Annotated in this window: 18 protein-coding genes and 1 tRNA gene; 8 read left to right on the top strand and 11 right to left on the bottom strand. The window is 54.0% G+C overall.

Going from position 1 to position 25629, the window contains the following annotated elements; genetic code table 11:
• Positions 1-27: 27 nt before the first annotated feature.
• The gene (locus tag P8935_RS14415; protein ID WP_348260996.1) at positions 28-933 is read right to left on the bottom strand and encodes a class I SAM-dependent methyltransferase; all 906 of its coding nucleotides are present in this window, start codon (positions 931-933) and stop codon (positions 28-30) included.
• 174 nt (positions 934-1107) lie between these two features.
• Here P8935_RS14415 and P8935_RS14410 point away from each other — a divergent pair, with 174 nt between their 5' ends.
• Both P8935_RS14410 and P8935_RS14405 read left to right on the top strand, forming a co-directional pair.
• A complete protein-coding gene (locus P8935_RS14410; RefSeq protein ID WP_348260995.1) occupies positions 1108-1371 on the top strand; it encodes a hypothetical protein in 264 nt (87 codons plus the stop codon).
• A gap of 67 nt (positions 1372-1438) precedes the next feature.
• Positions 1439-1515 (top strand) — tRNA-Arg (locus P8935_RS14405).
• Between the two features lie 94 nt (positions 1516-1609).
• Here the strand turns inward: P8935_RS14405 and P8935_RS14400 are convergent.
• The gene (locus P8935_RS14400) at positions 1610-2638 is read right to left on the bottom strand and encodes a site-specific integrase (protein ID WP_348260994.1); all 1029 of its coding nucleotides are present in this window, start codon (positions 2636-2638) and stop codon (positions 1610-1612) included.
• A 567-nt stretch (positions 2639-3205) separates the two neighbouring features.
• Here P8935_RS14400 and P8935_RS14395 point away from each other — a divergent pair.
• The gene (locus P8935_RS14395) at positions 3206-3955 is read left to right on the top strand and encodes a hypothetical protein (RefSeq protein WP_348260993.1); all 750 of its coding nucleotides are present in this window, start codon (positions 3206-3208) and stop codon (positions 3953-3955) included.
• Positions 3956-4038: 83 nt separating this feature from the next.
• Here the strand turns inward: P8935_RS14395 and P8935_RS14390 are convergent, their stop codons facing one another.
• The 8 genes from P8935_RS14390 to P8935_RS14355 all read right to left on the bottom strand — a co-directional run bounded on the left by P8935_RS14390 (position 4039) and on the right by P8935_RS14355 (position 18098).
• Positions 4039-5223 (bottom strand): hypothetical protein, encoded by a 1185-nt coding sequence (locus P8935_RS14390; protein WP_348260992.1) that lies wholly within the window; start codon positions 5221-5223, stop codon positions 4039-4041.
• A 233-nt stretch (positions 5224-5456) separates the two neighbouring features.
• Entirely contained in the window at positions 5457-10325 is a 4869-nt protein-coding gene (locus P8935_RS14385) for an RHS repeat-associated core domain-containing protein (protein WP_348260991.1), read from the bottom strand.
• Between the two features lie 45 nt (positions 10326-10370).
• Positions 10371-10868 (bottom strand): hypothetical protein, encoded by a 498-nt coding sequence (locus P8935_RS14380; RefSeq protein ID WP_348260990.1) that lies wholly within the window; start codon positions 10866-10868, stop codon positions 10371-10373.
• A 576-nt stretch (positions 10869-11444) separates the two neighbouring features.
• The gene (locus P8935_RS14375; RefSeq protein WP_348260989.1) at positions 11445-12347 is read right to left on the bottom strand and encodes an AraC family transcriptional regulator; all 903 of its coding nucleotides are present in this window, start codon (positions 12345-12347) and stop codon (positions 11445-11447) included.
• A 357-nt stretch (positions 12348-12704) separates the two neighbouring features.
• Positions 12705-15464, bottom strand: coding sequence for a MobF family relaxase (gene mobF / locus P8935_RS14370; protein ID WP_348260988.1), 2760 nt, complete (start codon positions 15462-15464; stop codon positions 12705-12707).
• A gap of 47 nt (positions 15465-15511) precedes the next feature.
• Positions 15512-16273 carry a hypothetical protein gene (locus P8935_RS14365; protein WP_348260987.1) on the bottom strand — a complete coding sequence of 254 codons (762 nt, stop codon included), beginning with the start codon at positions 16271-16273 and terminating at the stop codon, positions 15512-15514.
• Entirely contained in the window at positions 16270-16698 is a 429-nt protein-coding gene (locus P8935_RS14360; protein WP_348260986.1) for a hypothetical protein, read from the bottom strand. Before P8935_RS14360 ends, P8935_RS14365 begins: the two co-directional genes overlap by 4 nt.
• A 275-nt stretch (positions 16699-16973) precedes the next feature.
• Entirely contained in the window at positions 16974-18098 is a 1125-nt protein-coding gene (locus tag P8935_RS14355; protein WP_348260985.1) for a hypothetical protein, read from the bottom strand.
• A gap of 847 nt (positions 18099-18945) precedes the next feature.
• Between P8935_RS14355 and P8935_RS14350 the strand changes: the two genes are divergently transcribed.
• The 3 genes from P8935_RS14350 to P8935_RS14340 all read left to right on the top strand — a co-directional run bounded on the left by P8935_RS14350 (position 18946) and on the right by P8935_RS14340 (position 21263).
• A complete protein-coding gene (locus tag P8935_RS14350; protein ID WP_348260984.1) occupies positions 18946-19164 on the top strand; it encodes a hypothetical protein in 219 nt (72 codons plus the stop codon).
• Positions 19165-19595: 431 nt separating this feature from the next.
• The gene (locus P8935_RS14345; RefSeq protein ID WP_348260983.1) at positions 19596-20186 is read left to right on the top strand and encodes a superoxide dismutase family protein; all 591 of its coding nucleotides are present in this window, start codon (positions 19596-19598) and stop codon (positions 20184-20186) included.
• A gap of 240 nt (positions 20187-20426) precedes the next feature.
• The gene (locus tag P8935_RS14340) at positions 20427-21263 is read left to right on the top strand and encodes a TIGR03435 family protein (RefSeq protein ID WP_348260982.1); all 837 of its coding nucleotides are present in this window, start codon (positions 20427-20429) and stop codon (positions 21261-21263) included.
• 779 nt (positions 21264-22042) lie between these two features.
• Here the strand turns inward: P8935_RS14340 and P8935_RS14335 are convergent.
• Positions 22043-22657, bottom strand: a complete 615-nt coding sequence (locus tag P8935_RS14335; RefSeq protein WP_348260981.1) for a PilZ domain-containing protein — start codon at positions 22655-22657, stop codon at positions 22043-22045.
• A 740-nt stretch (positions 22658-23397) separates the two neighbouring features.
• On the opposite strand from P8935_RS14335, the gene P8935_RS14330 reads away from it, so the two are divergent.
• Both P8935_RS14330 and P8935_RS14325 read left to right on the top strand, forming a co-directional pair.
• A complete protein-coding gene (locus tag P8935_RS14330; RefSeq protein ID WP_348260980.1) occupies positions 23398-24510 on the top strand; it encodes a PilZ domain-containing protein in 1113 nt (370 codons plus the stop codon).
• Positions 24511-25192: 682 nt separating this feature from the next.
• The gene (locus P8935_RS14325) at positions 25193-25621 is read left to right on the top strand and encodes a TadE/TadG family type IV pilus assembly protein (protein ID WP_348260979.1); all 429 of its coding nucleotides are present in this window, start codon (positions 25193-25195) and stop codon (positions 25619-25621) included.
• Positions 25622-25629 lie beyond the last annotated feature (8 nt).

The raw sequence follows: 25629 nt of genomic DNA, 5'->3' as shown, positions 1-25629 counted from the left end.
CTGAGGGCATTTCGGTTGCTCGAGCGCCTATCTTTTTTTCAGCACGACCAGGTCTTGGAGGGTGTCGATGATGCCGGGGATGTATTGGCGGAATTCAAAGCTTTCATTGTTCCAGTTATCTCGCACGTATTTCTCGGAATAGTAGGTGCGACCGTAGTCTTCGTCGATGCCGATGAGGTTACTGCCGACACTCCAGATCCGCTCCACGGCTTTCATGTATTCGGGTTTTGGCTTTCCGCCGAAGTTGCTTTCGTACAAGTAGCCTTGTTCCTGAAGCGCTTTAACTTCCGGGGGGACATAGCCGGGTGCATTGCCGGGGGAAGGTTTTGACCGAAGGGTACGGGCGTGTGTTCCCAGAATTGTGAGACAGCAGAGACCGCCGGGGCGAGTGACTCTTCCGAGTTCGTGCAGCCATAAGGCGTGGTCGCGGATATTGAGATGCGAGAAGATCGACACCGAATAAATGAGATCGAATTTGCGGTCGGGATATTTCAGCGGCGGAGAGAATGCGCTGGTGTATGACTCCACACGCGGATAAGCGTTGCGCACAAATTCGATGGAACGATCGTTCACGTCGCAAGCGTGAATCGTGAGGCCGGGAAAGTTTCTTTCGAGGTGGAGAAGCTGACGTCCAACGCCGCATCCAAAATCGAGCACCTCGGCGGTGGCTCGCAGATCCAATCCTTCAATGTATGCCGCAGTGATGATGGGCAACGTGGTAGTGAGGCCCGATTCGTAGTAGTGACGAATGGTGTTGGATGAGGTTCCGCGCATCCTCGAATTTGGCGGGACCGGGAAGTCGATGACGCCGATCGATCGAAGGAAAGCAACTTTTACCGCTTGATACTGATCGAGAATAGCCTTGCCTATCGTCTTCAGGAACAACTTCAGGGCCCGACGATCGGAGAAGATGACGGCCAATTTTTCGCTCATAGGTCGAACCTACTGTAGGCACAGACTGGGTGGCAACCATTAACGGCAACATTTGAATGCTACTTCCCGCTCGCAGTACCCGCCGATGATCGATCTGAATCTGGATGGACTAGAAAGGCCACGGCGTGATGAGGATCAGGGCGGTCTGCTAGGCGAAACTGGTATTCTTCTGGCATGACGACAGTGGAGATTGTGTTTCGCTATGCCGCGGCTCCCACGGAAGCTGTCGCATTTGCCCTGGCGAATACGCGCGAAGTTTATGGGATTCGCCGGCTCTGCTTTGATCGCGAGGCGGGTACGTTGCGGGTGGAGTACGACGCGACGCGGCTGAACGCGGCTGCGGTAATGCAACTGGTGAGGCAGGCCGGGTTGCAGGTTATTGAGGAGGTGCAGGTTGCGCTTCCCTCCCCTGCTCCGGAACCGGCGCCTGCGGCGTAAGACGGGAATTGCGCCGGTCGCAGAAGCCTGATAATCTTATGAAGGTTTCGATCGAAGCCATACGTGTGCGCCCGTAGCTCAGCTGGATAGAGCGACTGACTACGAATCAGTAGGTCGGGAGTTCGAATCTCTCCGGGCGCACCACTTAAACAAAGAAAATAAGATAGTTGTAGACTACCCAAAGGAGTGGCTGCAGGCTGCCTCTTTTCGGATGATGCCTGTTTTGGTGCCTGTTTGGTCATACAGAGGGGTGCATCACCATGCGCTCGGATGCAGAAGCAGCAGCGTCTGGCGACAAGTGGGCATAGCGGGCAGCCATGGTGATCGTCTTATGACCCGCCAAAGTCTGAATCTCCTTGAGCGACACGCCAGCCATTGCGAGCCACGAGCAGAACGTGTGCCGGTTACAGTGCCACGTGTATCCAGTGATGCCAGCATCCTTGATAGAAGGCTCGAACCAGAACCGGCAGTAGTCCCCTGCCTCTGGGAATACCTGGTCTGTGAGCTTGTGCGGAACGATTGCCTGTTGTGCCCTAAGAGCATCGAGGGCGGTGCTGTTAAGCGGGACGTTTCGTGCAGACCCATTTTTCGTCTGCGTCAACCGAATGATCTTCCGCCTCATGTCCACTTGGGTCCAAGTGAGGGAGAATTGTTCACCCCAGCGCATTCCTGTATAGACGCTCACAACAAAAGCTGAGTGCTGTTCGGGAAAGTGGCGAAGGATGATGTTTGAAAGCTCCTTGTATTCGTCCCTGCTAAGAAAACGGAGCCGAGCGTTATTTTCCCTGCGCATCCGAACGAGTCTCGCCGGGTTCGCAGAGACCCGTCCGTTCTCCATCCCGAGCCGGTAGCACAGCGAGAAGAAAGCGCGGAACCGATTCGCGGTTGCCGGCGTTTTGCAGCGACCTGTCAGAAAGCGGTCGATTTCCTGAGGCGTGATCTCTGCGGCCGACCGGGAGCCAAACTCCTCCCGCAGCGCACGTTCCTTCCAGTCGTAATCGGCCCAAGTTCTGAGGTGAGCTTTAGCGTAGTCCACAGCGGCCAATGCTAGCTCGCCAAATGTCGTCGTCTTCCGCGGCTGGAGCTCAGGCAACTTCACACCGAGTCGCGCATCAGCCTTGCGCTTCTGATAAAGAGCTATCGCGTCGGACCTGCGACCGACTTTCTCGCGGTGCTGCTTCCCTTTGACGTAATAGTTGATCCACCATATGCCAGAGCCGGGCGGGCGCTCGAACAGTCCGCGCGTTTTTCTCGGTTGGGTTCCCATCGCGCCTCCTCTGATGGTGCATATTCCATCTGACTTTACCATATCTTTAGTCAGTTTAAACATGCACCACATGTGTTGCATAGGACTTTTAAGGCGTGGGTCGTGCGTTCGAGCCGCACCGGGCTCACCATTCAAAATACAAGACTTGCTGTACGTAGTTAAAATATTCATGAGAAGTTTGTTAGTGATACGGAGGGGTCTTGCGAATGCGAAGGGCGGAAAAGTGTGAATTGCTGCCCGTTGCACCGAACTGCGCGTGCGCATCCGGAGCCATGTGCTGCCGTGAGGAATCGGCCGGGATCCATGCTGTGGAGTTTGGGATGCCGAACCAAGCACAGGCACGACATTTCGCCGATGCGCCGAGTAGCACGCCCTTCGGAACAGGGTGCACAGCCAGATAGAATGCCTTTACGCGTTTCGCGTGAGATTTGATGGCTTTCTTGCCCAATCCGGGCAGTTCATAGCCTCAGGGATATCTCTTTGGCTTGAGTCGACAGGTTAATTCTTGTTCTAGTTACAGATTCAAATGATACAATTCCGTGCAATGTGAAACCCCTACTTAAGCAAATGGCAATATTGGTATTCGCTGTCGCTTATGGCTCGGCAAATGGTTTTGGCCAGGATGAAGTTGAAGCTCTTGGGTCCAAACTCATCCAGGAACTGATCAAGCAGCGCGAAGCTTGGACATCGGAAGTATCGACTCCTGGCGCCTCAATTCGCGTTAAGGAGGTCGGGCGTGAGGAATCTCTCGTGCGATACAACCTCTATGTTTCAGGGCTTCCTACCGACCGCGTTTACACTGTTTTAACTTGGCCGATTGATCGCCGAATGCCATATGTTCTCCTTGAGGGTGTAAGCATCGGGAAAGACGGGATGCTCATGTGCTCCGGGCGGCTGCAAGACGAATGCGACGATCCCTCGCCAGATAATCACGGTGTCGTTGATTTCGCCTTTAGATCTGAAAAAGGTGAGCCAAACCGGCTGGCGCTCGTAGCCTCGGATCTGAGGGTAACTGTTGTCATTGTCCCGAATCCGATTACTGCCAAGGATAAAGCTTGCACGCTTAGCGTAGAACGCCTTACGCCACGCTTCGAAGCCGCCTATTTGATTGGGAGTGGATACGATCCAAATACCAACATCACCGTTGATTCTAGTTCATATGAAGAAAGACATGCGATCCAGACCATGGCGGATTCCGACGGAAACATACGGTTCGGGATCATGCCGTTCGTTGCAGGGCACGCCACGGGGACTCTATATATCAAGGCAATCGGATCGAGGTGTTCTCCATCGATGAAGTTCGACTGGGGTCGATAAGACCAACTTTAATCATGCAAGCATTACGCGACGAAATATTTTCTGGCCTGTCGAACACTCAACTTGAAATCGAAGTTCAAATTCTACAAGACGTCGTAGAAGTGAAGCCCTTGGTCATCAAATGTCGCGAGCTGCTTTCCACGAGGGGAGAGGGCGAATTCGCCCCCTCCCGGATGCTCCGGGATTTCGAAAATATGTCTCGGATTGTTGATGTCGAATAGAAATAGTGCAGATGATCTTATCAAGACCGAATCAAAGGTACACTTCTTACTTGCACTTATCCAGATCGCAAATCTGTTTCCAGTGCTTGCCGCCACGACACTTCCAAATGCGAGCTTGTGCGACCCTTCAACTGACGGAGTATCAAACCACAAAAGACCTTTCTGACGATCGACTACGCCGATCCCATCCAAAAAAGACGAAACCACAAGGTAATTAGAAGAAACTACAGCGTTGATAGTAACTCGATTACAAATCGGATTACTACATATCTTGTCTGGAGGCTGGTTTGGCCTGAAAATACTGTAGCTGGGCGAACTCCAAGCAATAAAGGCGCCATCCTCCGCACCCCGTACGCCCATTCCTTGATCCACGTCACCGATAACTGAGGTGATTAGTCTGAAGGTTGTCGCGTCGCGCCACTCGTAATTCACGGCGCGAAGATTGGTATCAGAAAAGACCGCTGATTCGTGTCGGAGAAAGATCTCCCGGCCGCTCGCAACGCTTTGAACGCCCCAAAGCTCTGTCGGTCCAAACGGTTCGAGTTTCAGTTCCCTGATCAACGAAAGATTGCTTCCGTAAAGCAAGAGCCTTCCATCTGCATCGACCAGAAAGCGCCCGTTTTCGAGTGCGATGATCCGACTCTCAGAGTCTGCGTCAGATAAATCTTTGCGAATTGTCGAGGGCCATGTTTTCTTTGTTAAGAGGGTTCCATCACTGGCCCTGATAAAATATGCCTCCAACTGGCGAGACGCCGTACGCCAATCAGACCCTTTCTGGACAGTTGAATATACAACTAGAACGTCTTCGCTCACGAAGACGAGCTTCGTGCCCAGATCGAGCGCCACAAGCTTGTTAACACTGAAGTCACGAAAAAATATCCGATCAGAATCGCTTTTTTGGGGCGCCCATCCGTACCTGGTCAGCGATACCGTCAGGCGCGGTTGTTGTGCTTCTAGGGTCGCCTGAGGAAGAGGGGCACAAAATCCAAAGAACAAGCTCATTACGCTGAAACTGATGCGAAAGATAGGTCTAGTTTCCCAACGCATAATGAAACTTCCTTCGTTAGTCCATCCCAGAAGCTGTCACATCGAGTCCTATCGGGAGTTTAGCTGGACGTCCGCGAAGAAGCTGAAAGTTTGAAAATGCCTTTCGAAAAACGCCGACAAACGTAAAGCTCCTTTTGCACTAAGCCGTTGAAATATGGATCATTTCACTCTTCCTTTGACTGCATTGGGTACAGTCGCCGAGGCACAGCCAGTTCGAAGCCGACACGAGCAAACTACAACACTGCCCGCGGGGCGGGATAATTGTAGAACCACACGACATACCAATCGGAGTTACCGACGAATGCCCCGCCTTCTTCGTCATCGTACTCCGGCTGGTTGCCGTACCAAACTCCGGTAACGGGAAGCGATCCCCCATCCGACCCTTCGCCGCTGGGATGTCGCGAGGGGCAAGGACCTTTACTTCCTGGAAAGGTTGCGAGCCGCTGCCTTACAGCGGGGTCGGTCATCTCGCTAGCGAAGTCATGAGTGGTTTTCATTCCTGGCTCCGGCTTTGTCGCCAGCAATTGTACTCCCGCGCTCCGCGCCCCCATCGTAGCAAACCAATCCAGAAGGCCGCTTGCTTTAAATGCAACGCCATTATTGCCCAAGTACATTCCTCCCGCGCCCGAAATATTGATACCAGGCGACAAATATGTCACCGAAGCGATGTTTTTAGAGAGTTCAGGATGTTTTTTAAGAACTGTCTTTAGTGTCTGCGCAGAACCACTGTAAACAACAAGATCGTATCCTCCAGGTTCTGGCTGGCTCAACAGCGTTGTGAGAGCAGCGTCGTCGCCGCCCTTCCCGAAGCCGGCGCTCAGTATCCCACCCAACTTACCCATCTTGTCATACGGATAAATCGACGCTTCGGCTGGTATTATCTTGTCAAACTTGCCTTTGTGATCATCGACCCCCAAAGAATATTCCGTGCACGACAAGCCATCAGGGTCCGTGAAAGTGAGGGGATTATTTTCGACATAGGTATAGCGATTCCATGATTGCGGGTCACCCGCATTTGAGCTTCCACTATCCGGGTCGGAGCTCATGAATCGACCTATGCGAGAGTTGTAGTAGCGCCCAAAGGCATAATCGAGCCCCGTTTCCGCATCTCGCTCATATCCTGTGAATTTGAAATTCTGAGGACATGAATTCTTGAAAGGCCCCACTTCGACTCCGTATGGATAAAAGTCTGTGTCGTAGCACTGGTTCCCTAGAGAATCTGTAATCACTCGGGTGCTTCCGAGATGATCTAAGAAGTAATAGTAAATGCTGCCTGAGCTATTTCGAAGTGCGATCTGGTGGCCGCCAAAATACACGTACTCGTTCTTGAGATTGCCTGCCAAGTCGGTCTCAGTCAGCGTGCGCCCGCTCGCAGATCTCCAAAACAGCGTACCGCTACTCTTAGACACCCGCGCCCCGCTCCCGTCATAACTATAGTTGACTCCAGCTGCGCTAGTGAGCTGCCCCATGGCGTTATATGAATAGCCATAAAGACCGTCGCCGGTCAGATCTCCGGAGGCATCATAACTATAACCGGTTATTTGGTTCTTGTTATTGACGGATACGCTTAGAGCATATGCACTACACTTTGACACAGTTTCTGAGAGCAAATTGCCAAGCGCGTCATCACCGAATGTGAGCCCCCAACAATCAGCTCCGCTTGTAGCCTGTGTCTGAGCACTCGATACGCGGTTCAGAAAATCATACGATGTGCTCAGATTTCTGCCGTTGTCGAGATTATTTGTCTCAGACGCAAGGGTCAAATTGTTGCCCGTCGGCTGAACATAACCTTCCGTAAGGCTGAAAGCGGTGCCGTTTGATGATGTAGCTGCTGTTCCAGTGATCTCAATCCGACTGTTGTATGCATTGCTCTCCGTGATTCCACCAAATGTGTTGGAGTGCCCATGTAGAACTGAGGCAGGCGCTCCTATCGGCGAGTACGTCGCTTGAGTAGCGTAGTTGATTCCGTTTACGGTGTCGATAGCGGAAGTCGCTCGACCGGCATTTCCATAGGCATACGTAATTGTTCTGCCACTAGGATATGTGATAGAAGCTGGGGAACCATCTGGGTTATAGGAATAGTTAACGGTATTCGTAATGCCCGAGATCGTCTGCCGCTGAGAGATGACGTCTCCCGCAGCATCGAAGCTCCACGCCGACTGTCCACTGCCGTCACTCATCCCGGTGCGCCTCCCTTTGCCGTTCAGAATTGTTAGGCCGTTGTAAGAGACTTGATCATAATAGTAATTAATAGTTGGAGTTGTACCATCGGAGTAGGACATCGAGCCTAGTCGTGACTCGGCATCATAAGAATACGTTGCGGTAATACCGCGCGCGTCGGTTCGACGGCACACGGATGCCGCATTGCCGCTACAGACTCCGCCACTAGAATTAGTATAGTAGTAATTGACGGTTCCGCTTTCGGGATCAATTGCCTGCGTGATCCTCCCGATGAGATCATACAAGTACGTCCTCGCCGTGGCGCCTAGTGGAGCGACAGAAGTTAAATCATCTGCTGGGTCATATCCATAGCAAGTATTCACCGTTAGAGCGCCAGAGGAATTCGACTCATCGGTCTCGATCGTTCTGCCGAAGGCATCATTCCAGAATTGACGCTTTCTACTGGCTTCGTCAATTGTCAGGACAGGATAACCGACTCCATACGTGGATTGGGCGCACAGTTGGCTGCTCTGGCCTCCGTTCGAGCCGACCGCGGCACCGAGGAACGTCTTAACTGAGGTAGTGTCTGCGTGCGTCGTGCTGACAACCCTATCAAAGCCATCGTATGCGGTGGTATCCGAACCGTACGTCGGATCGGAGGTACTACGATAGGGGTTGCTTGAAGTCATCAAACGACTATTGCCATCGAAGGACATCGTCGAAGTCGTACTCCCGTCTGGATCACTCATGAGCACGCTGGAAATGGCTCTTCCAAGGCCGTCACTGTTGAGACGATCATGTCTGCAACTCACGCAAGTTGCAGATGGGCTGGTGTCACTGATCCCTGCATAGGTATCTACTTGCGTTTCACTCCCACTTTGATACTGCCAAAGAGTCCATCCACTGATGGGCGAGATAACTTCTGTGGCCCGGTTCAGCGAATCGTAATAATGAAGGTAGGTCTTAGCGCTGTTCTGATCCTGTAATAGCGCCTGCTGGCCGGTGCCATAATAGTAGCCGTAAGCAAATGTCCCACTGAGAGGAAGTGTCACGCTCGTTAAGTATGCGTTTGTCGGCGTGGGAGGCGAATATGCCGAAGGCAGTGTAGAGGAGCCATCGGAGTAATAATTGTCAGCATAGCTCATCAAGGATGTATGCCCGGATGCGTCCGTTGCTGACACAGGCTGCCCTGTCATGTCGTATGACGTGGAAGTAGTCAAATAGTTAGATCCTGACACCAGCTTGGCGATAGATGTTGGATTTCCACGGCTGGTAAAGCTCACGCCGTAATTTGCATCGTCGTGATTGACAATCCCAGTTCTTGAGTTAAGCGATCCGCCATCATAAGTGATGTTTGTCTTTCGGTATGTTTGTGTACCAGCACCATCTGTCACTATAACGGTTGTGGGTTGTTGGTACGAAAATGCTTTGCCGAAATAACCGTAGGTAAAGGAAGTGATCCTACTTGGAGTGCTTGGCAAACTCCCCGTGTAGTAATTCCATTCTGAGATTGTCGAGACGAGTGGTATATTTGTGCCCGTATACGAATAATGAACCGTGGTCGTGGGATATGGCGAGGAAGCATCAAGCATCTGAGTCGTCTCAGTTGCGGGCATTGCACCTAGCGCCGAGGTGGATGTCCAAGTAGTGGATGTTGAGACAATCGGATTCTGCGTGCTGCCATTGGCATTGTAGTATGTGGTGTTGGTTAGCCAGGATCCGGCGGATCCCAAATTACTTCCGAAAGTGTATCCGATCGCTTTGCCGTCGGGTTTGAAGACGGTAACAGTTTGACAATATGCATAACCTGAGGCGCATTGCGTGGTATTCCCAGCGCTGTATTGCCACACAGCGCTGCCAAAAGTCTTCGACTGTAGCCATCGGTTGTGATTTCCGAACATGTCAAAATATGTGCCATAACTATAGGTAATACTTCCGCCTGGTGGAAGTGTCATTCCGGTCAGCTCACCATAGGTGCCCTGCCCACCATTATCGTAAGTGAATTGATAGGTCGTGTTATCTGGTAGCTGAATACTCTGAAGGACCGTGACGGTCCCACTATATTCAGTTACACCGCTTTGTTGGAACAGCGTCTGTACCGAGAGCGACTCTGTCGTTGCAATGAAACGCGATGTACCGGCAGTGCCGGTATTCTGGCTATTGGATACGTCGTAGCAAGTTTGATTCGCGTGGCCGTTACAATTGGTTGTGGTTATCACGTAAGTGCGACCCGTAGTGTCAGTTGGGTTACCGCTTCCATTCCATGCAAAATAGTTGCCATTTCGATCTTTAATCGACGCAGTCGAATTAGGATAGACGAGCGCTCCTGTCGCATCGTAGATGCTTGATACAGTCGTGTAGTTGGTAACGGACATCACATAACCCGACGCATCGCCTGCATATTCCGTATCCGAGGACCCTGAACCTCCGTTGCAACCAAGAGGGTCGTTTTGCGTGAGGATTGGGAATGCATGTACTTCGCCCGTAGAGTCAGACCAAGCAAAGTTGTTGTAGTACGTATATCGTTGCCCCGGGCTGCCTCCAGGGCAGTTTGCAATAGTCGTGCTGTGAGTGGGACTTCCACCGCTGTGTACAGGTACAGTTTGAAATCGCCAACCTCCTGAGGAGTTGGGGATATTCGTGGGCTGCCAAGTGTTATTGTTTATGAACCAAATACGACTGTCATAGACTAGCGCGGCACCGAGGGCAGAGCCTCCACGCTGCGGCCAAGACCCAAGAGGGATTACGAGATGCATGTCTCCAGTAGATGGGTCGTAGTACCCAAGTTCGACTGGAACGTGTTGCGAAAAATTGTAATTGCCGATTGCCGTAAGGTAACCTTGCGCTTTTGCCAATGGCACGACGGCGATTGCAAGCATGCTGCAGAAGATACCCAGGCGCCGAGAAGTCCGGCGTGCGATCACAGGAGGGGCGTAGGTCATTGAATTCTCCCAATGCGACGGAGGCCGTAGGGTGAGCACGGCCGATTACAACTGGAAAATGTCTGACGTAAGTCCCGTGTTGAAAGTCAGAGAGTTCATCTGCAGGGTCCATGTCACCTGGCCTCCGATTCTCTCCAAGATTGCAAAGGGCACGAAAATTCCGTTTATGACCCGAAAGTCTGAGAACACGACCTCATGGGTTATTGGCAGCATTCGTCCATCATCGGACCACAACGTATTTGTCGTCTCGATGAGTGCCAGCGTTTGCGGACTGAAAACATAACTCTCTGTGTTCAGTTTCGTCACTTCCCCAGTTGGGTCTTCAGCTGATGAGAAATTCAGCTTCACCTGAATCACTATTCCTGGTGCGCCATTTACCGTGGTAGAACCGGCGGACATAATTGAGAATGACGGGCTTGTAAGAGCGGCGGCGATCCGGAAATAGGGACATGTCAAGCCTCCGAGATTCACGGCGTTTGAATATTGGATGGGTGTGGTCGTGCCGTTGAACTCTTTGATTGTTCCTCCTGTGTCTGTCGCCACCCATGATCTCGAACCATCGGGCAGCTGGGCGTCCATTCGGAACATTGAATTCCCCAAGGCGCGAATTGTCGCAGTGCCGTCAACTTCTTGGCCTGCCCAATAATAGGTGATGCTTCCACTCCCAGAGAAATCTCGAACTGAGCTAATTATTGCGGTGCCCCCCGCCGCACTCAAAGCCTGCGTGAGCAGAGCCACGGCAGTTGGATCTCGCATCGGAGAGGCGGGTCCGATTTGTGAAAAAACACTCTGGGCTGTGAAAAGGAGTGGAGCCAGAATGAGATAAGCGGCTATTCGCGATTGAGGCGGCATAAGGTTGCCATGGCGTTTCGCTGCTCTATCTGCTCTCTTCGGCGCCCCGTAAACAGGATTGGTTCTGTGTTCACAAATCTCTTTGTGTCTCAACGGAACTCCTCCAACCGCCCAGCCTAGCTTTGAACCGCTGACGTGGCGTTCACGTCTTCTTACAAATCGAGTCCAATAGCTGATGGGCTAACCGCAACCATATATGCTTGGTCGTGGGGATACGGATTTGTAGCGCTTTATTTCAACAAACGCTAGGATTTTTTTGCAGTTGCATTACAACAATTTTGCGCCATTCTCAGTTTTGACAGGCAGTGGATGCGATAGATGCATTCGCGTTTCCTTCCTTTTTCGTTCCAAATACTCAGAAGGCCGAGCACCAGTATGTCGGCGAAACATTTTCGCAAAATGTGAAAGGTCGTTGAATCCAACTGAAAAAGCAACCTCAGTAATAGACAAATTGGTGGAACAAAGCATCTGTTCCGCCTTTCGAATACGGTGAATGATCAAGAACTTTCGAAAGGTAGTGCCGTGCGCATGCTTGAATGCGCGACTGAATTGGTAACGTCCAAGACCGCACAGTTTTGCGACTACTCCTAACGTTACCTTCTCGGCATAATTGGCGTTGACAAAGCTCAGTGCTGGGGTCAATAGATTCTGCAATCGTACGGCCTTTGACTCATTGACGAGCCTGGGACCCGCGACTAAAGTCCCGCCGTTGCCCCGATTCGGTGTCATATCTTGCTGGACCCGTCTACGTTTATACTCCTTCACGGAAGCGGTACCGGGCTCTCGATGGAGGTCAACGCGGGACAACAGATAAAGAAGATCAACCGGCTTGACTAGATAGTCCCAGAGTCGTGCTCGCAATGCCCATATGGCCAAACTTTCCGAGTGCTCTTGCGTTATCATCACGAATCGCGCTCCGGGAAATTCCGAAGCCAAACTCTCAAGTGGTTCAAGGAGTTCCTCACTCGGATCGTCGTACTCGAACAGGACAGCACAAGGTGTAAGTGCACGAATTGCATCAGCAACCTTGTCAACACCGCGAACTTTGAAGATTGCGGAAAAGAAACTGACTTGAGCGCACAGATCCACCGTCGCAGGCGAGGTTTGAAGATCCACCCAAATGACTATCCCGCTTTCCACAATCACTCCCCACAAAGCCAATTTCCTCATTCTTTACCAGAGAAAAAGGCTTCCGTGCTAATGGCATCCATATAGCGAATACCGCTACTGTCTTCCTTATCGTGTTTTGATTTAGCGAAACGTTTCACACCACGCTCGTTGTCTGCGCGACCAACATACATATTCTGATACGGCTCCGACAAGCACCGGTGCGACCCAGAAGGTTGACGACCTTTCGGACAAACCTCAACCTGATATTTCCCGGATGGCTGGAATGATAAGCCGAGACTCAAAGGCCGGTGTCAAGGCTCTTGACCGCGAAGCGGCGTCCGCCGTGGCGGACGGCCTTTACTCCGGCCGGGCTTCGGCTACGCTGCCATTATCCGGGGAATGTGAGGCGGGTCTGGACTACATACCCAAACCAAATCCATGACAGATTTCGTTCGTGTGGGCGGGCCGTTGCTCTGCGGCCTGCTCGATGGCTTGTGAGATTGGGTTCTGTTGGATCGCGGGCGCGTGGGACACATCGCGGCTCAGTGCATGACCGAGTCTTCCCACGTTGTTTGTGAAAATTTGCGCATCGTATGCGCCACGGGACACAGCGACGTATGCCATGCGGCTGTTGAGCAGATCCGTTGCACCTAGTTCCGTGTCTACGTGAATCAGCACCCGGTCTGCGGTCTGGCCCTGGCTCGAATGGCTCGTCACGGCATAGCCGTAGTCGAGATGCAATTGCCGATTCGGATCGAGTTGCACGGAGCGTCCATCATCCATCTTCAGATGCAATCTCCGATCGCCGCCGATGGATTCGATGCTGCCTAATTCACGGTTGGCTACCTTGAGGTCGTTCGCTGGCGCAGTGAACTGGATGCGGTCGCCTTGGGAAAAAGTGCGCAGTTCTTCGCGATACGCGGTCACACCCTGTTGCCGGCGCGGGTCGTAAGTTCGCTCGGTCCCGTCCTGCAATTCGACTTTCAACCGATTGGCTGCGGCATCGATGGCTTTGACCTGTGCATACTCGCCCCTGCCGATGCCGGTTTCTTTCGATGTGCGCGAGTAGCGCAGCACATCGCCAACCTCGTACCGCTCAGCCCAGGTGCGATCCGCGCCGGTCATGTCCTGGCGCGGCACGAGTGTTCGGAAATCGTGTTCCACGTTTTGCACGATTCCTCTGCCCTGCAGTTCCGCATGGATGCATTCATTGATCTCTATTCGTGAGCGATTGTCGGGCGAGACCACCAGAGTCCGTTCAGGCGAGCCTGCGTATTCCTTGGCGATCGCCGCGATGCGCCTGTGGTGATCTGAAATCTCATGGACGCGGCCCTGCCGGTCGAGGCTCTCGACTGCTTCATGAACCTGGCCACGCGCAAGCTGTTCAACCACTCGTTTCAGTTCCGGGTCCTTCTGCCGCACGATCTCTTCCAGCCTGACCGTCAACATGCCCGCATCCTGAAGCTGCGCGAAAGGTCGCCCGGCTTCCACCGCCTCATGCTGCCGCCGATCGCCGACCAGGAGGACACGATCATTGGGCTGGAGACGATGTACGAATTCATGCAACTGCCGGGTCGATGCCAATGAAGATTCATCGACCACATAAAGGCGCTTTTTGCCAGTGTCTGGTTGCTCGCTCCGCGCCAGATGTTTTTGCAGCGTGGACGTTCCCATTCCCGCCTCGGCGAGCTTCTGTGCGGCGCGGGACGTGGGCGCAAAACCCTCCACGCGATAACCATCTGTCTCTGCTCCTTCCCGGATCACGGAAAGCACGGTCGTCTTGCCTGCTCCAGCCACGCCATCCAAGCCAACGATCCTTTCACGTGAGAGGAAGAGGTCTTCCGCGGCGGTGCGTTGCGCGGCGCTGAGCTCCGGATGCCGGTCTCTGACGCTATTGCGCACCTGCGGCGATACCAGCAGAGGGTCATTGGAGCTGCGACGGTTCCCCTCCTGCATCCGCGCAATAATCTCGCGCTCCATGCGCATCATGTCCGTGGTCGTGAAGTGAGGGCCTCCGCCGTTGTGGGCAACTTCGCGGAATTCACCCGCGCGAACCCGGCGTTCGAACTCCTGCCGGGTGCTGGCGTAAGTCGTCTCTCCCATCCCGCGTGCCAGCGCTGATTCGAGAATCGCGCGTCGGTCGATGACCGCCGATCTCTCGAAAACATGATCTCGTGCCCACGTCACCGCCCGTTGTGCGCTGATTTCCGGCTCTCGGGTCTGGTATTGACCGTGTGCTCGCGCCTGAGCGACCACTCGATCAGCCTGGTTGCCATGCTGTGCCGCGAGTTCCCGGTGCCGCCGCAACACTTCCTCCTGCGATATCAGCTCTTTGCGGTCCCGCGTATGATGCGCCGCGATCTGAGCCGCCGCGGCTCCATCAATTCCTTGCGCGCGCAGATGATCTTTGATCTGTTCCCGGCGCGGACTGGATGCCTCCAGATATTCCTTCGTGTATCCCTTGATCTCCGGCTGTCCATGTTTGCCGCGCTCGAGTTCATAGCCCAGCTTTTCGAGACGAAGTGCAAGATCCGAACGGTACACGGCTGTCACATACCGCTGCGAAACAAAAAACTCGTGCGGCTGCAGGGCACGCGTCTGGCCGTTATCACACTCCGTCACATTGAAGACGACAGCGTGTGTGTGCAACTGCGGAGCCGCGTATCCGTCCACTGGCCGGGCGGCGTCATGCTCGAATGTGGCTGCAGCCAGCTTTCCGGTTGTCTCCGGGGCATGTACGTTTCCGATGCGCGCTTGCGTGTATCGCTCCAGTTCTGCAAGCGCCGCGCGCACACTCTCCCGGTGTGCCATTCGAATCCGGTCGTCGCCGCCTACAAGAGCTGTAATGGATACCGATTTCGGTGCAGAGAACGTGGCATCCCATCCGGCCCGGTGCTCCACGCTGATGACTTCCTTGCCGTTCTTGCCCTCGTACGTCCGCGAAACCTGATGCCGGACGAGTTGTTCTCCCGTCTGAGGATGTTGGCCCTCGGCAAGTCGCGCGAAATGCTCGTCGTGAACCGGACCGTTGAGATTCCATTGGTCGCCGAGCCTGCCCTGCCATTCGCTGAATACGCGTTGATCGTGGCTCCAGTAGTTCTGCTGGCGTGAGGCGAATTCCTCTTTGTGGTAAGTCCGCGCCTGGCTGGCTGATAGCGGCTTCGAAATGGTGAGCATGGGGAGTGTTCCTCAAGAGGCCGGTAATCACCGGGTTCTGGTTCTCTTCACTCGATCGCGTCCTTTTCGTTCCAGAGATAGCCACGGCCGTTTCCGTTGTAGACGCCGAAGAGTGGAAGTGCGAAGCATGCGGGCTTCGGCACGGGCGCCATCACGGCGACTGTCGTGCGCGGTGCAGCGTCCTGCATTTCCATTCGCTGCACTGCGCTCCTGTGCAACGTTTTGAACCAAGAGTGGGCGGTTCGGGTCAGCGCCGCACGCTCCTCGAAGAACCTCGCCGACGACTCCTGAAGGTTAAAGAGTCGCCGGCGCCATGCGATCTCGGATGGCAGCGCTCGAAAGAACCCTATGAGCAGATACCAGCTACCACTCGCGGCGACCAGCGCCGCGAGTGCGGACAATTCCGGCAGAACGAGGAGATCCCAAAGGCTCTGGCCTTGGAAAGCCAAACTGGCCAAATCCTGGCTAAGTAAGTCGGATGGAATCTGCTGCGGTGGGCCTTCAATTAGCGCCTTCCAGCCGGAGTCGCGGGCCGACTGCGACAGCGCCATACCGGTTCCGTCGACCGAATCAACATCGCTGTCCGTGGCGAGCGCCTGCTTCCGGTGCCGTCCGGTCTTCCAAATCAACCGGACTTCGATGGTCGATGGGCTGATGAGCGGAAGCGAACTCCAGAAATATGCGGAAAGGTAATGGCGTTCGATAGGCATGGACATCGAGCGCAAAAAGATCCAGGCCGCTACCGCCTGGGCAATCGCGGCAAACCCGAGGAGCCGGACGCAGATCAGAAGAACCCGCCTATGATTCATCGCTCTTGGTGGCCTCCTTCGGTCCGTTGGCCGAAGAAATCAGCGAGCATCCTGCGAGCCTGTTCGAGCTTCTTTCGGTCAGCGCTTTCACGGATTTTGAGGACCGATTCAGGTAGCAATGGCTTGCCTTCAGCCGTGGCTTGAGCACCCGCATGGAACAGGCTCAGCAGCGTGTGACGCACCGCCCAAACCTCCGCGAGAAGCAATTCAATCGGGTCGGAAGGCCGCTCTCTCGCGGCAGTCAACGACGTCTCTCGCAACCATTCCGAGGGCTGCTTACCTGCTCGTTGGGCAGCCGATTCCACCTCGGCGAGCTCACCGGGAGTGAGCCTCATTGAGATGGTTTTGGTGCGAAAGCCTGGCTTGTTCTCGTCGCTCGATGACGGCTTCTTCGCTTGCTCAGTCGTCGTCGCGAAGGTATTCATGGGAGAATCCCCCTTGCTGACGTGCAGAATTTGGCCGTCCAATCGAACTTACGCGAACCTCTTTCGCTTCAATGTGTTTACGCCGCGGGCGCTCTGCGGCGCTTCCTCGCTTACGTTCGTAAACGCGCGCAGGCATCCGCTAGCGCCGAAAAACTCAAGTTGCTGTCGCAGTGGAAGTTGACATTTGTAAACGTCACGGCGCTCCAAGGCGCTCTGCAGTTACCCAGTTGGGGGTGATGTGTCCACTTACTCCCGCTGCGACAGCAGCGCCGTTCTTAAATCTCGCCGTACTCAAGCAGCAGCTCACCGGAGATACGCTGCAGCTGCGGCATCTCCCAGGCGCGATGAAATGCTTCCTGAAGCGAAGCCCATTCCTCAGCCGTAAACCCGAACGAGACCGATCCCTGACAGCGAACCCATACGGGTGGCACCGTTGTTTCCATCGCTGTGTATCCGAAGAACCAGCGGCCCTGCCATAACGAATTCGGTGTGCTCGTGTCCCAGTTCTCCAGCATCGACCGGAACTCCGTGATGACCGGCCAGGGCGCGATCTCGTACATCGCTTGCCGGCCTTGAGGCAGGCTCACCAGCACGGACAAATCCCGTTCGCTTCCCGTGGCAAAAGACAAAACAAAGCCGCCCTCGAACACGGACGAGATGGCCGGGCCCCACGGGTGCTCGGAAGTCGTGGCGCGAGAGGGTTCCCGGACCGGGTAACCACGAACCAGATAATGCCCTCGGGCCGCCGCTCGCCAGAGTATCGGCCAGTGCGGTTTCAGAGCCTGATTCATCGCCTCGATCCCGAAGGATTCCTCCTCCAGAAACTCATAAAGATTCCGTGCCGCGAACTGCGGCCAGACCTCATCCACATCCGGCAACTTCATAGCCCGAATCAGCCGCTCGATGGCGGTCGGAACATCGATCCCTTCCGCCTCGCTTCCGTGAACCGGCTTGCCCTGTTTGTCCAGGACGGGCAGGTTCGAGAGGTAGCGGGTATCTCGGCTCGGCTTCTTTCCTCGCCGCATTCTGTATGCCGCAAAAAAGGCCTCTAGAATCCCTTTCATCGTCCCCTGCGAAATGCGGCCACCGATGTGACTCTCAACTCCCAGTTGGATGTAGTAAGCAAGAACGATCCATTCGGCTCTCGAGAGGCTCTGTCCGGCTTCGCCCTTGCGGCGAGCTGTGGCGAGCGCGTTTGTTCCATCGGCCAGCAGTTCTGCTACTTCAAGCCGGTCCTCTCGCGCCGATTCGAGAAGTTGTTTGGCGGCTTCCGAAGTCGAAACGGTTTCTCCGGTTCTCCGTGTCAGGATCTCCTTGAGAGATTCCAAGCGCGCCCGCAGCGCTTCCGAGATGCGGATGGAGATCACGGGCTGTTGGGGCCATGCCGACTTCTCAGCCATCGATCCTCTTTCGTATCGTGTAAACTTACAACTTGACTGTAGGTCTGTGCCTACGCTACTGTCAACCATGTAAGAACGCCGAGGTGCTCTTTGCGTCCTTCTTCTTCCTCAACCCGCCGTATGCAGGCGACTGATGCCGGCCAACTCACGTTCCCCTTCCTCGTGTCAGCGGAGGATTCGTCGAACTCGGCTTCACAACTGTCTTTCGAAAGCGTCCCGCCTCGCAACTCCAAGCGAACTGAAATCTCGAGGCCCCCGGCGGTCCAGCACGATCGTCACCGCAGCAAGCCGAAGCGCAACGCGAACGATCAAAGACGCAAACCACCGCGGACGGTGAGCGTTCCGCTCGATGCGAAACTTCTCGTCAGCCGCAGAGAGGCTGCGGCAATCGTCTCGCTCAGCATCCGAGCGATCGATTACTTGCTGGCACGCAAACAACTACCGTTCCGAAAGATCGGAACTCGAACGATGATTCCTGTATCTGAGCTTCAGAGATTTGCTCGGATGGATTACCCGAACCGCATTGCCTCCTGAACGAAACGCGCTTCTATCGTTCGGCTGGCTGCATTGCTATGGGAATCACTCGGAGCGAGACTGTTAGTAATCACCAGCGGCAATAGAATTCATAAGTTCGTCGCGATGAGCGGGGAATGGTACCTTCCGCAATCCTAAAAGTCACCCACAACTCCTTCACATTCTTTCTCTTGACACCGCTCATCGATTCTGCCAAAGTTTCGGAGTTCAACTTTGGACGAGCCTTTCCCCCACATCTCACCTCGTTCTCCGGCGCAGTCCAGCAATTTAAAGCAGTACTTCTTCAACACAATTTCCCGTTGTGTAAGAGTGTATGCTGTCTGGTCGGAAGGTCGCATTCACCATCACTCTTCTCTCATCTGCTTTGACGGCGCAACAGCAAACTCAACGAACCTCTCAATGGTTTCCGGCCACTCCGATCGGTCAACCAAATGCTGCTCCCGGCACCATCGCTACGCCCATGGAGATGCTTCCCCAGGTCGCTCCCATCTTCATCGAAGACGGCAAGACGACGAGTTCACGGTCATCGTGAACAATTCTGGCAATAACGCTGGAGCAGCCATCAGCGTTCGAGCGCTGTCAGGCGCAGAAGCGGTGCATTCTCATATCGGGCTCAAACCGCATCAGCAGCAGGATATTGTTGCGCACCCTTCGCGACTGATGAGACCGAAGCAGTCGCCGCCTGACGGCAGGCCAGTCCAGCGCGCGGCTCGAGGCCCGTCCATATCGCAAACGGATTGTTCTCCGTGCGGGTAGGACCATTTAACTGTTGGCGTTCGGGTGGCCCAGGATATGCACGAAGCATCCGCACTTCTTTTTCGGCCCGCTAACTCCACTGGAATGGGCTGTGCTGATGTATCAGTACCTCGACCATCATCTGCGTCAGTTGATGCCGGCAAGTGGGCGGTTTGGACTGAACCTTACAGGCAGGGAGGTATATCCTTGTGCGTGCGAGGATAACGCATGAAGACATATTCTAAGTTGCTTCTGGCTTCAGCATTGTTGGCGGCAGTGGCCACCCTGCCGCTGGCCTCAAGCGCCGCTGCATCCCAATCGCCGGTGAAACCCGGGAAGCTGTCCGCGATTGCGGCTCCACCCAAATCCGTCAAGGTCGCGATCAAGACCAACGACGGCAAAGATGCCGGGGAGGTTGTGCTCAATCAGGGCAACGCCGGAGTCGAAGTGAAGGTCGATCTGAAGAATTTACCTCCGGGCGAACACGCCATCCACATCCACCAGAATGCCAAGTGCGATACGCCCGACTTCAAGACAGCCGGCGGACATTTCAACCCTGCTGGAAAGAAGCACGGATACAACAATCCTGATGGCCACCACAACGGCGACATGCATCAGAACCTGACAGTTCAAGCCGACGGCACGGTGTCCACGAGTTTCTGGAACAATGACGTGTCTCTCGACCCGGCCGCGCCGAACTCCGTCTTCGCCAACGGCGGCACGGCCATCATCATTCACGAGAAGCCTGACGATATGATGACTGACCCGACGGGCAATGCCGGGGGGCGAATCGCATGCGGCGTTATTGTCCAGCCGTGAATTTAACTGAGTTCAGGATCGGAGTTATAGACTTTGGTTTTGTCCGCCGGTGCCTCTTGGGAGGCATGGAGTCAGGTACATGCACCCGCGATACCCAATAGCCCATGCCGTGCAACCTGCCAGCTGCCTGGGGGTTGTGACGATGGTTGCGCGTGCACTGATTGGCCGTATGGCAAGGGCTGCGGCATAATCGTGAACAACTAATCGAGCTTGGTTGCAAAAGTTATGCAAAAGGTCCCATTGTCCATCAGAACGCTTCTGCTGGTGCCCACGGCCCTCGTTATGCTCTCTGCTGCCCCGGCAATACCACCCCAAGCGGCGTCGGTGCCTTATGCACCGACGCTCACCTTTGACGTAACTTCGGTCAAAGAATGTCTGCCGGGCCCTCACGGAAATGGCCTCCAGAGTCCATTACATAGCAGCCAGCTGACTGCGACTGGCGTGTGGGCGGCGCAGCTCGTCGGATTGGCGTATGGCCTTGACTACCGCACACAAGTCTTGGGTGGACCGGAGTGGGTGCAAGCCACGCGATCTAACGACATTCGATTTGACGTGCAGGCCAGATCGGATAGCATCACCAACGATCGGCTCGCAAGGCTAAGCGACGACCGAGCAAAGCTTGAGAAAGAGCACATGATCCGAGCACTTCTAGTAGACAGGTTCGGGTTAAAGGCGCACTTGGAAACGAGGGAGGCACCTGCCTTTACTCTGACCATTGCCAAGCGGGGCCCCAAGTTAGAGAAGGGATCGCCCGTAGGCCCAAATACCGGAATCGAGTCTGATCCGGATCCGAAGGGGATTGCTCTCATTGCGCATGGAGCGACAATAGCGGATCTGAGTAAAACACTTCAGTTTTATTTGCGCAAGACTGTTATTGACCAGTCAGGGATTGTCGGCACATTCGATTTCAAGCTTCAATTCCACGGATCGCTTTCGGACATGGGCACCGACGAGGAATCTATGTGGCCTCCTGTTGAGACTGCCATCCAGGAGCAGCTTGGCTTACAGTTAAAAAACACCAAAGCACCCGTATCGGTTGTTGTGATCGACCACATCCAAATGCCATCTCCGAACTAGTTCGAGCGACGGAATATGACGACGCGAACATCGCTGCGTATGCACACTACAAAGCAGTGGAACTGAACAAGCCGTAGTGCATCGGGATCTTGTTCCGCCCTGCGGGCAGAAACAGCGACATAGGTCTGGCCTGCCTGCGGATCGAGAGGAATCCAGAGGGTAGGGCGACGCCATTCGGAAACTCTCTTCAATCAATTCCTGGCGATGTTCACATCCAGTCTCGTGGTGCGCAGAGCCGCATTGTGTCCCTGATTCGTTTGGGGCAAACATCACCTGTGTACTTCCAACACGGGGTGTGGTACACACCGCTGTGTATAGAGTCGAGTGCCTGTTTTGGTGCATGTTTGATCTGGATTTCAGTGCAGCCCCGTGCAGCGCTGCGTTTGCGAAGACTACCATTTATGTCTCTCTAATAAAGGCTGTTATGCAGACCATTGCGCCCCGGTGCATCCTCACGCAAAGTGGCTCTAAAGGGACTACGAATCAGTAGGTCGGGAGTTCGAATCTCTCCGGGCGCACCATTAAACTAGATCTGATCAAATGCTGGCGACCCCTTGAGGTCGCTTTTTAGTTTAATGCCGATGACGTCGAATCAGTTCAGTGACCGGAGTGCCCGGGTGGTGCTCGCTGGAATGAAGAATGCAATGCGCTGGATAAGACAGTCGTTCTGTGCACGCAACTGAAAAGGAACCAAATCCCCTACAGGTGCCTTTGATTGTTATGTTCCTTGGCTACGACGAGCGGGGAAAATAAGCACAAAACAAATACTCGGTTTTCGACTATTGAGTGGCAGGCACGCCGATTTTATGAAGGAAGCGCTCGATGGATTTTCTATCCAGCGACTCCATCGGTGTCATCCCGTAGTTGAGGACGTCCTCGTAGTCGGAAAGAACGAAGTTGAATCCAGCTCCATTCTGTCCCCAGCGGACAACTTCAGAAAGAACGCAGATGGAACTGTCGGAATCATTCGTCCGGCCGTCTTGCTTCTGGAGCGTCATCTGGATGAGGGTGCCGGGAGCCCAGCGTTCTTTCGTGAGCAGAAACAGGCCGGTCGCACTGATATCGCCTACGTGGTAAGAGTATGGCGCGCCACCGGTCCAGTAGTATGCAACGAGGTTAGGGGCCTCAAAGCGCTTGGCACGGCGCTGATTGACCTCAGGAAACAACCAGCGAAGAAATCGCACTGCAAGGGGATCCGATTCACGCTGCTCGGCCTCAGCATGCACTACGGGCTCGATTTCTTTCGGCTGCGGGGTTGGGGGCGCAGCAAAGAGATTAGGCCGAAGCCACTTGGCATCCCATTCCGCACTTTTGTCGGGGACAATGCGTGGACCATTCGATGGCCGGTTGTTGGAGTCAGGGACGACTGAAATGGTGAACTTGCTGCGGTCCATACGCACCCCTTTGTTTGGCTCGGTTCAACGACGGAACACACCGGTTCTGCGATTGTGTTTGTCTGCTGATTAGGAGATATCACGTGGTTTGTTTCGCATTCAATTGGAAACGGTAAAAAGCGGATAACGGATGTACCTGTTAGGGGGTTGATGGCGTTAGACTTTGGTGTTTTTTGGGGGACGCAACTCCATCCGATTGGTCCGAAATCTTCCAGGGTCGCAGTTCATCTGACGCCAGGAGAGAGAAGTAGGTATGCCATCGAGAACTGAACTTGTAGAGTGGCAGAAAGCTCAGCTCAATAGTCCGTCAGACAGTGATCATGAGCCAGTTGAGACATTTCGGCGCCTCTGAGCGCCTGCTCTCGGACATATCCAGCTTGCATGCGCGCGGCGGACACGTTGGTCGATGAGGCAGCGGATGTAGCAACAGCGAGTCTGCTAGAGAACTGGATCGTCCCGGCTCAGCGACGTGGTTAGTTCTTGTTTGAAAATACGCGCTCACGAGCCCGAGTTTGTGTTCCATTCAAAGGCCGCTGATACTTGGAGGGTGATTCTTCAGACGAATCTCTGTTGGTCCGCAAAGTTGAATATCACCCTCCAAAGACATAGTCTCTTGCTGCCCCAGCCAGTCTGAAACAGTACTTCCGAATCTACCAGCCAATAACCGAGAGTCTTCAATTCGTCCATATCTCTATAGAATCAAGCAAAATATCTATGTCTGGGAGCGATGCGGAGGCACTATGGCAAGACGCAAAGGCTGGCTGGAAGGTTTTCTAGAGCCCGAAGTTGATCGAATCGAACGAAGGTCAGTCGAACAGTTTGCCGCATACCGATGGAACGGCACCAGCCTGGTGCAGGAATCGGTGCGGGACATTAGCCCCTCGGGCGTTTACGTCATTACCAAAGAACGCTGGCAGCGCGGCACTTTGGTTACTCTAACTCTGCAGCGGGAGGGGCCGCTGGAAATGAATGCCGATCGGCGTCTAGACATGCTGGCCAAGGTCGCCCGCAGCGGGAAAGACGGAGTTGGCCTGGCATTTGTGCTTCCTAAGAATGACCCGGCGTCCAGCCAATGGGAAATGTTGCGGTCAAACCTTATAGAAGACTGGAAACCTGCAGACATGCTAAGCCTGGTGCGATCGAACGAAGCGATCTCGTTTCTTAGCCAGATTTGCCCGGGGGGGGCAGAAGAGATCGGCCAGCTGCTCAGAGGAAGATTGAGCAACCACAAAGTTGCGGTTGCGGTGGACATCGTGCTTAAAGCGCATAGCCTGGTGGCGCAGGAAGTGGCAACCGAAGGGTTGCACGCTGAGACTAACCTAGTGGTACGTATTCTTGAAGATGGATCCTGTACGGAAGAAGGTTGGCTGAAGCACTTCTGGGGTGGACTGCTGGCCACGTCTTGTACAGCACATGGAAAAGATGAACTAAGCAGGGCTCTCGTTGGATTATTTTCGCAACTGACGACTTTTCCGGTTCGTTTGCTTGTGGTGATATGTACGCGGGCGACAAAGGTCCTTGCGGAGTCCGGCGTGGTCTTCGCAAAGCCCCTAGCATGCAAGATCGATGAGCTCACAGTAACAACGGGATCGCGTGGACAGCAGGTGGAACGTGATTTGCAACGGCTATGCGAACTTGGATTGATGGAGAAGCAGGGAGCCGGGTCCTCGGCCATGCTAGCCGCGAACGAAGTATTGATCGCGCCAACGTCTCTGGGACTGCAATTGTTTGCGCACTGCAACGGGCAACGCGGCCCGCTTCAGCAGTTTTATGCTCTGGCCTCGCATGAAGGGCAGGGGCATGTGCATTCGCTGCGAACTAGATCGACACAAGCCATTCCAATCAATCGGTGAGCGTGGACGCTATTTGATGTGTAGGTTGCACACTTGAACTGTTCAGTGCAACTCTGAAGTGGACCGCTTTGTGGCAAATCAAGATGCAAATTCTCACTTAGCTTTGTCAGTGAAATTTTTATCCTAGCGGACCATATTCTCGTCAGCGCGCCCACTGGCACGCGTTCATCTGCTGCGCGAAGTGATATGGCGAATGCGCTCGCACCAGTAAGTCGGCGAAAACTGGGATCTTCGATATCCGGCATCTATCAAGTGAAGTACGCAATTTTCAGGAATGATCTGTGGAACCACACAGTAGGTAACAAAGTAGGATCATGGTATCTACACAGTAATCTGGATTAACTGTCAGTGTGTGATTTGCATCACACAAAGTACACTGTATTTAATTGATATATAAGCACTTATAGCACGTTTTAGTTATTCCCCTTGATTGAATGACATCTTACACTTCGATTGCACTTGGATCTCGAAAGTATGAAGGTGCGGTTTGGATTGGGCCTTCTTATAGCGAGATAGCAAGTGCACATGCAATCAATACAAGGGGCCCAGTCAAATGTTCTTCAAAAACTTGTTCTCATCCATACGGACTGATTTTCAGAATCTACCCATTCCAACTCAACAGAAGAGAACCTTTATCAATCGGTTTCGGAATGCTCTGAATTCCACACAGGACGGCGGGGCGTTGGTCGAGTTTGCTTTAATCGCTCCTCTAATGCTGGGGTTAATCGGCGGGATGTTCTCGTTCGGATTCGGTTTTTTTACCTACTTCCAGCTTAGCAATGCAGTGGATATCGGTGCCCGTACTCTGGCCGTGAGCCGGGCCACGAACTCGGATGGCACAACTCCGGACCCGTGTGCCACTGCTTCCGCAGCCATTGTGGCGGCAGCGCCTGTTCTGGATCCATCGAAGATTACGCTCAGTGTTTCGCTGAATTCGACTCCGTACTCGAATCTCAAACAAGGAAGTTGGACGTGTGCTGCTGGGGAGGCGAATATGGTGGCCGGTTCAACGACCCAAGTGACGGCCTCGTATCCCTACACTATGAATTTTTTCGGATACAGACCGGTGGCGCTGACGCTCCAAGCACAGTCATCAGAGCTGACGCAGTGATGTTTTGC

It is taken from the genome of Telmatobacter sp. DSM 110680 (assembly GCF_039994875.1).
Lineage (GTDB): Bacteria > Acidobacteriota > Terriglobia > Terriglobales > Acidobacteriaceae > Telmatobacter.
The sequence above is the reverse complement of the archived record's forward strand: the minus strand, read 5'-3'. Positions and strand labels throughout refer to the sequence as shown.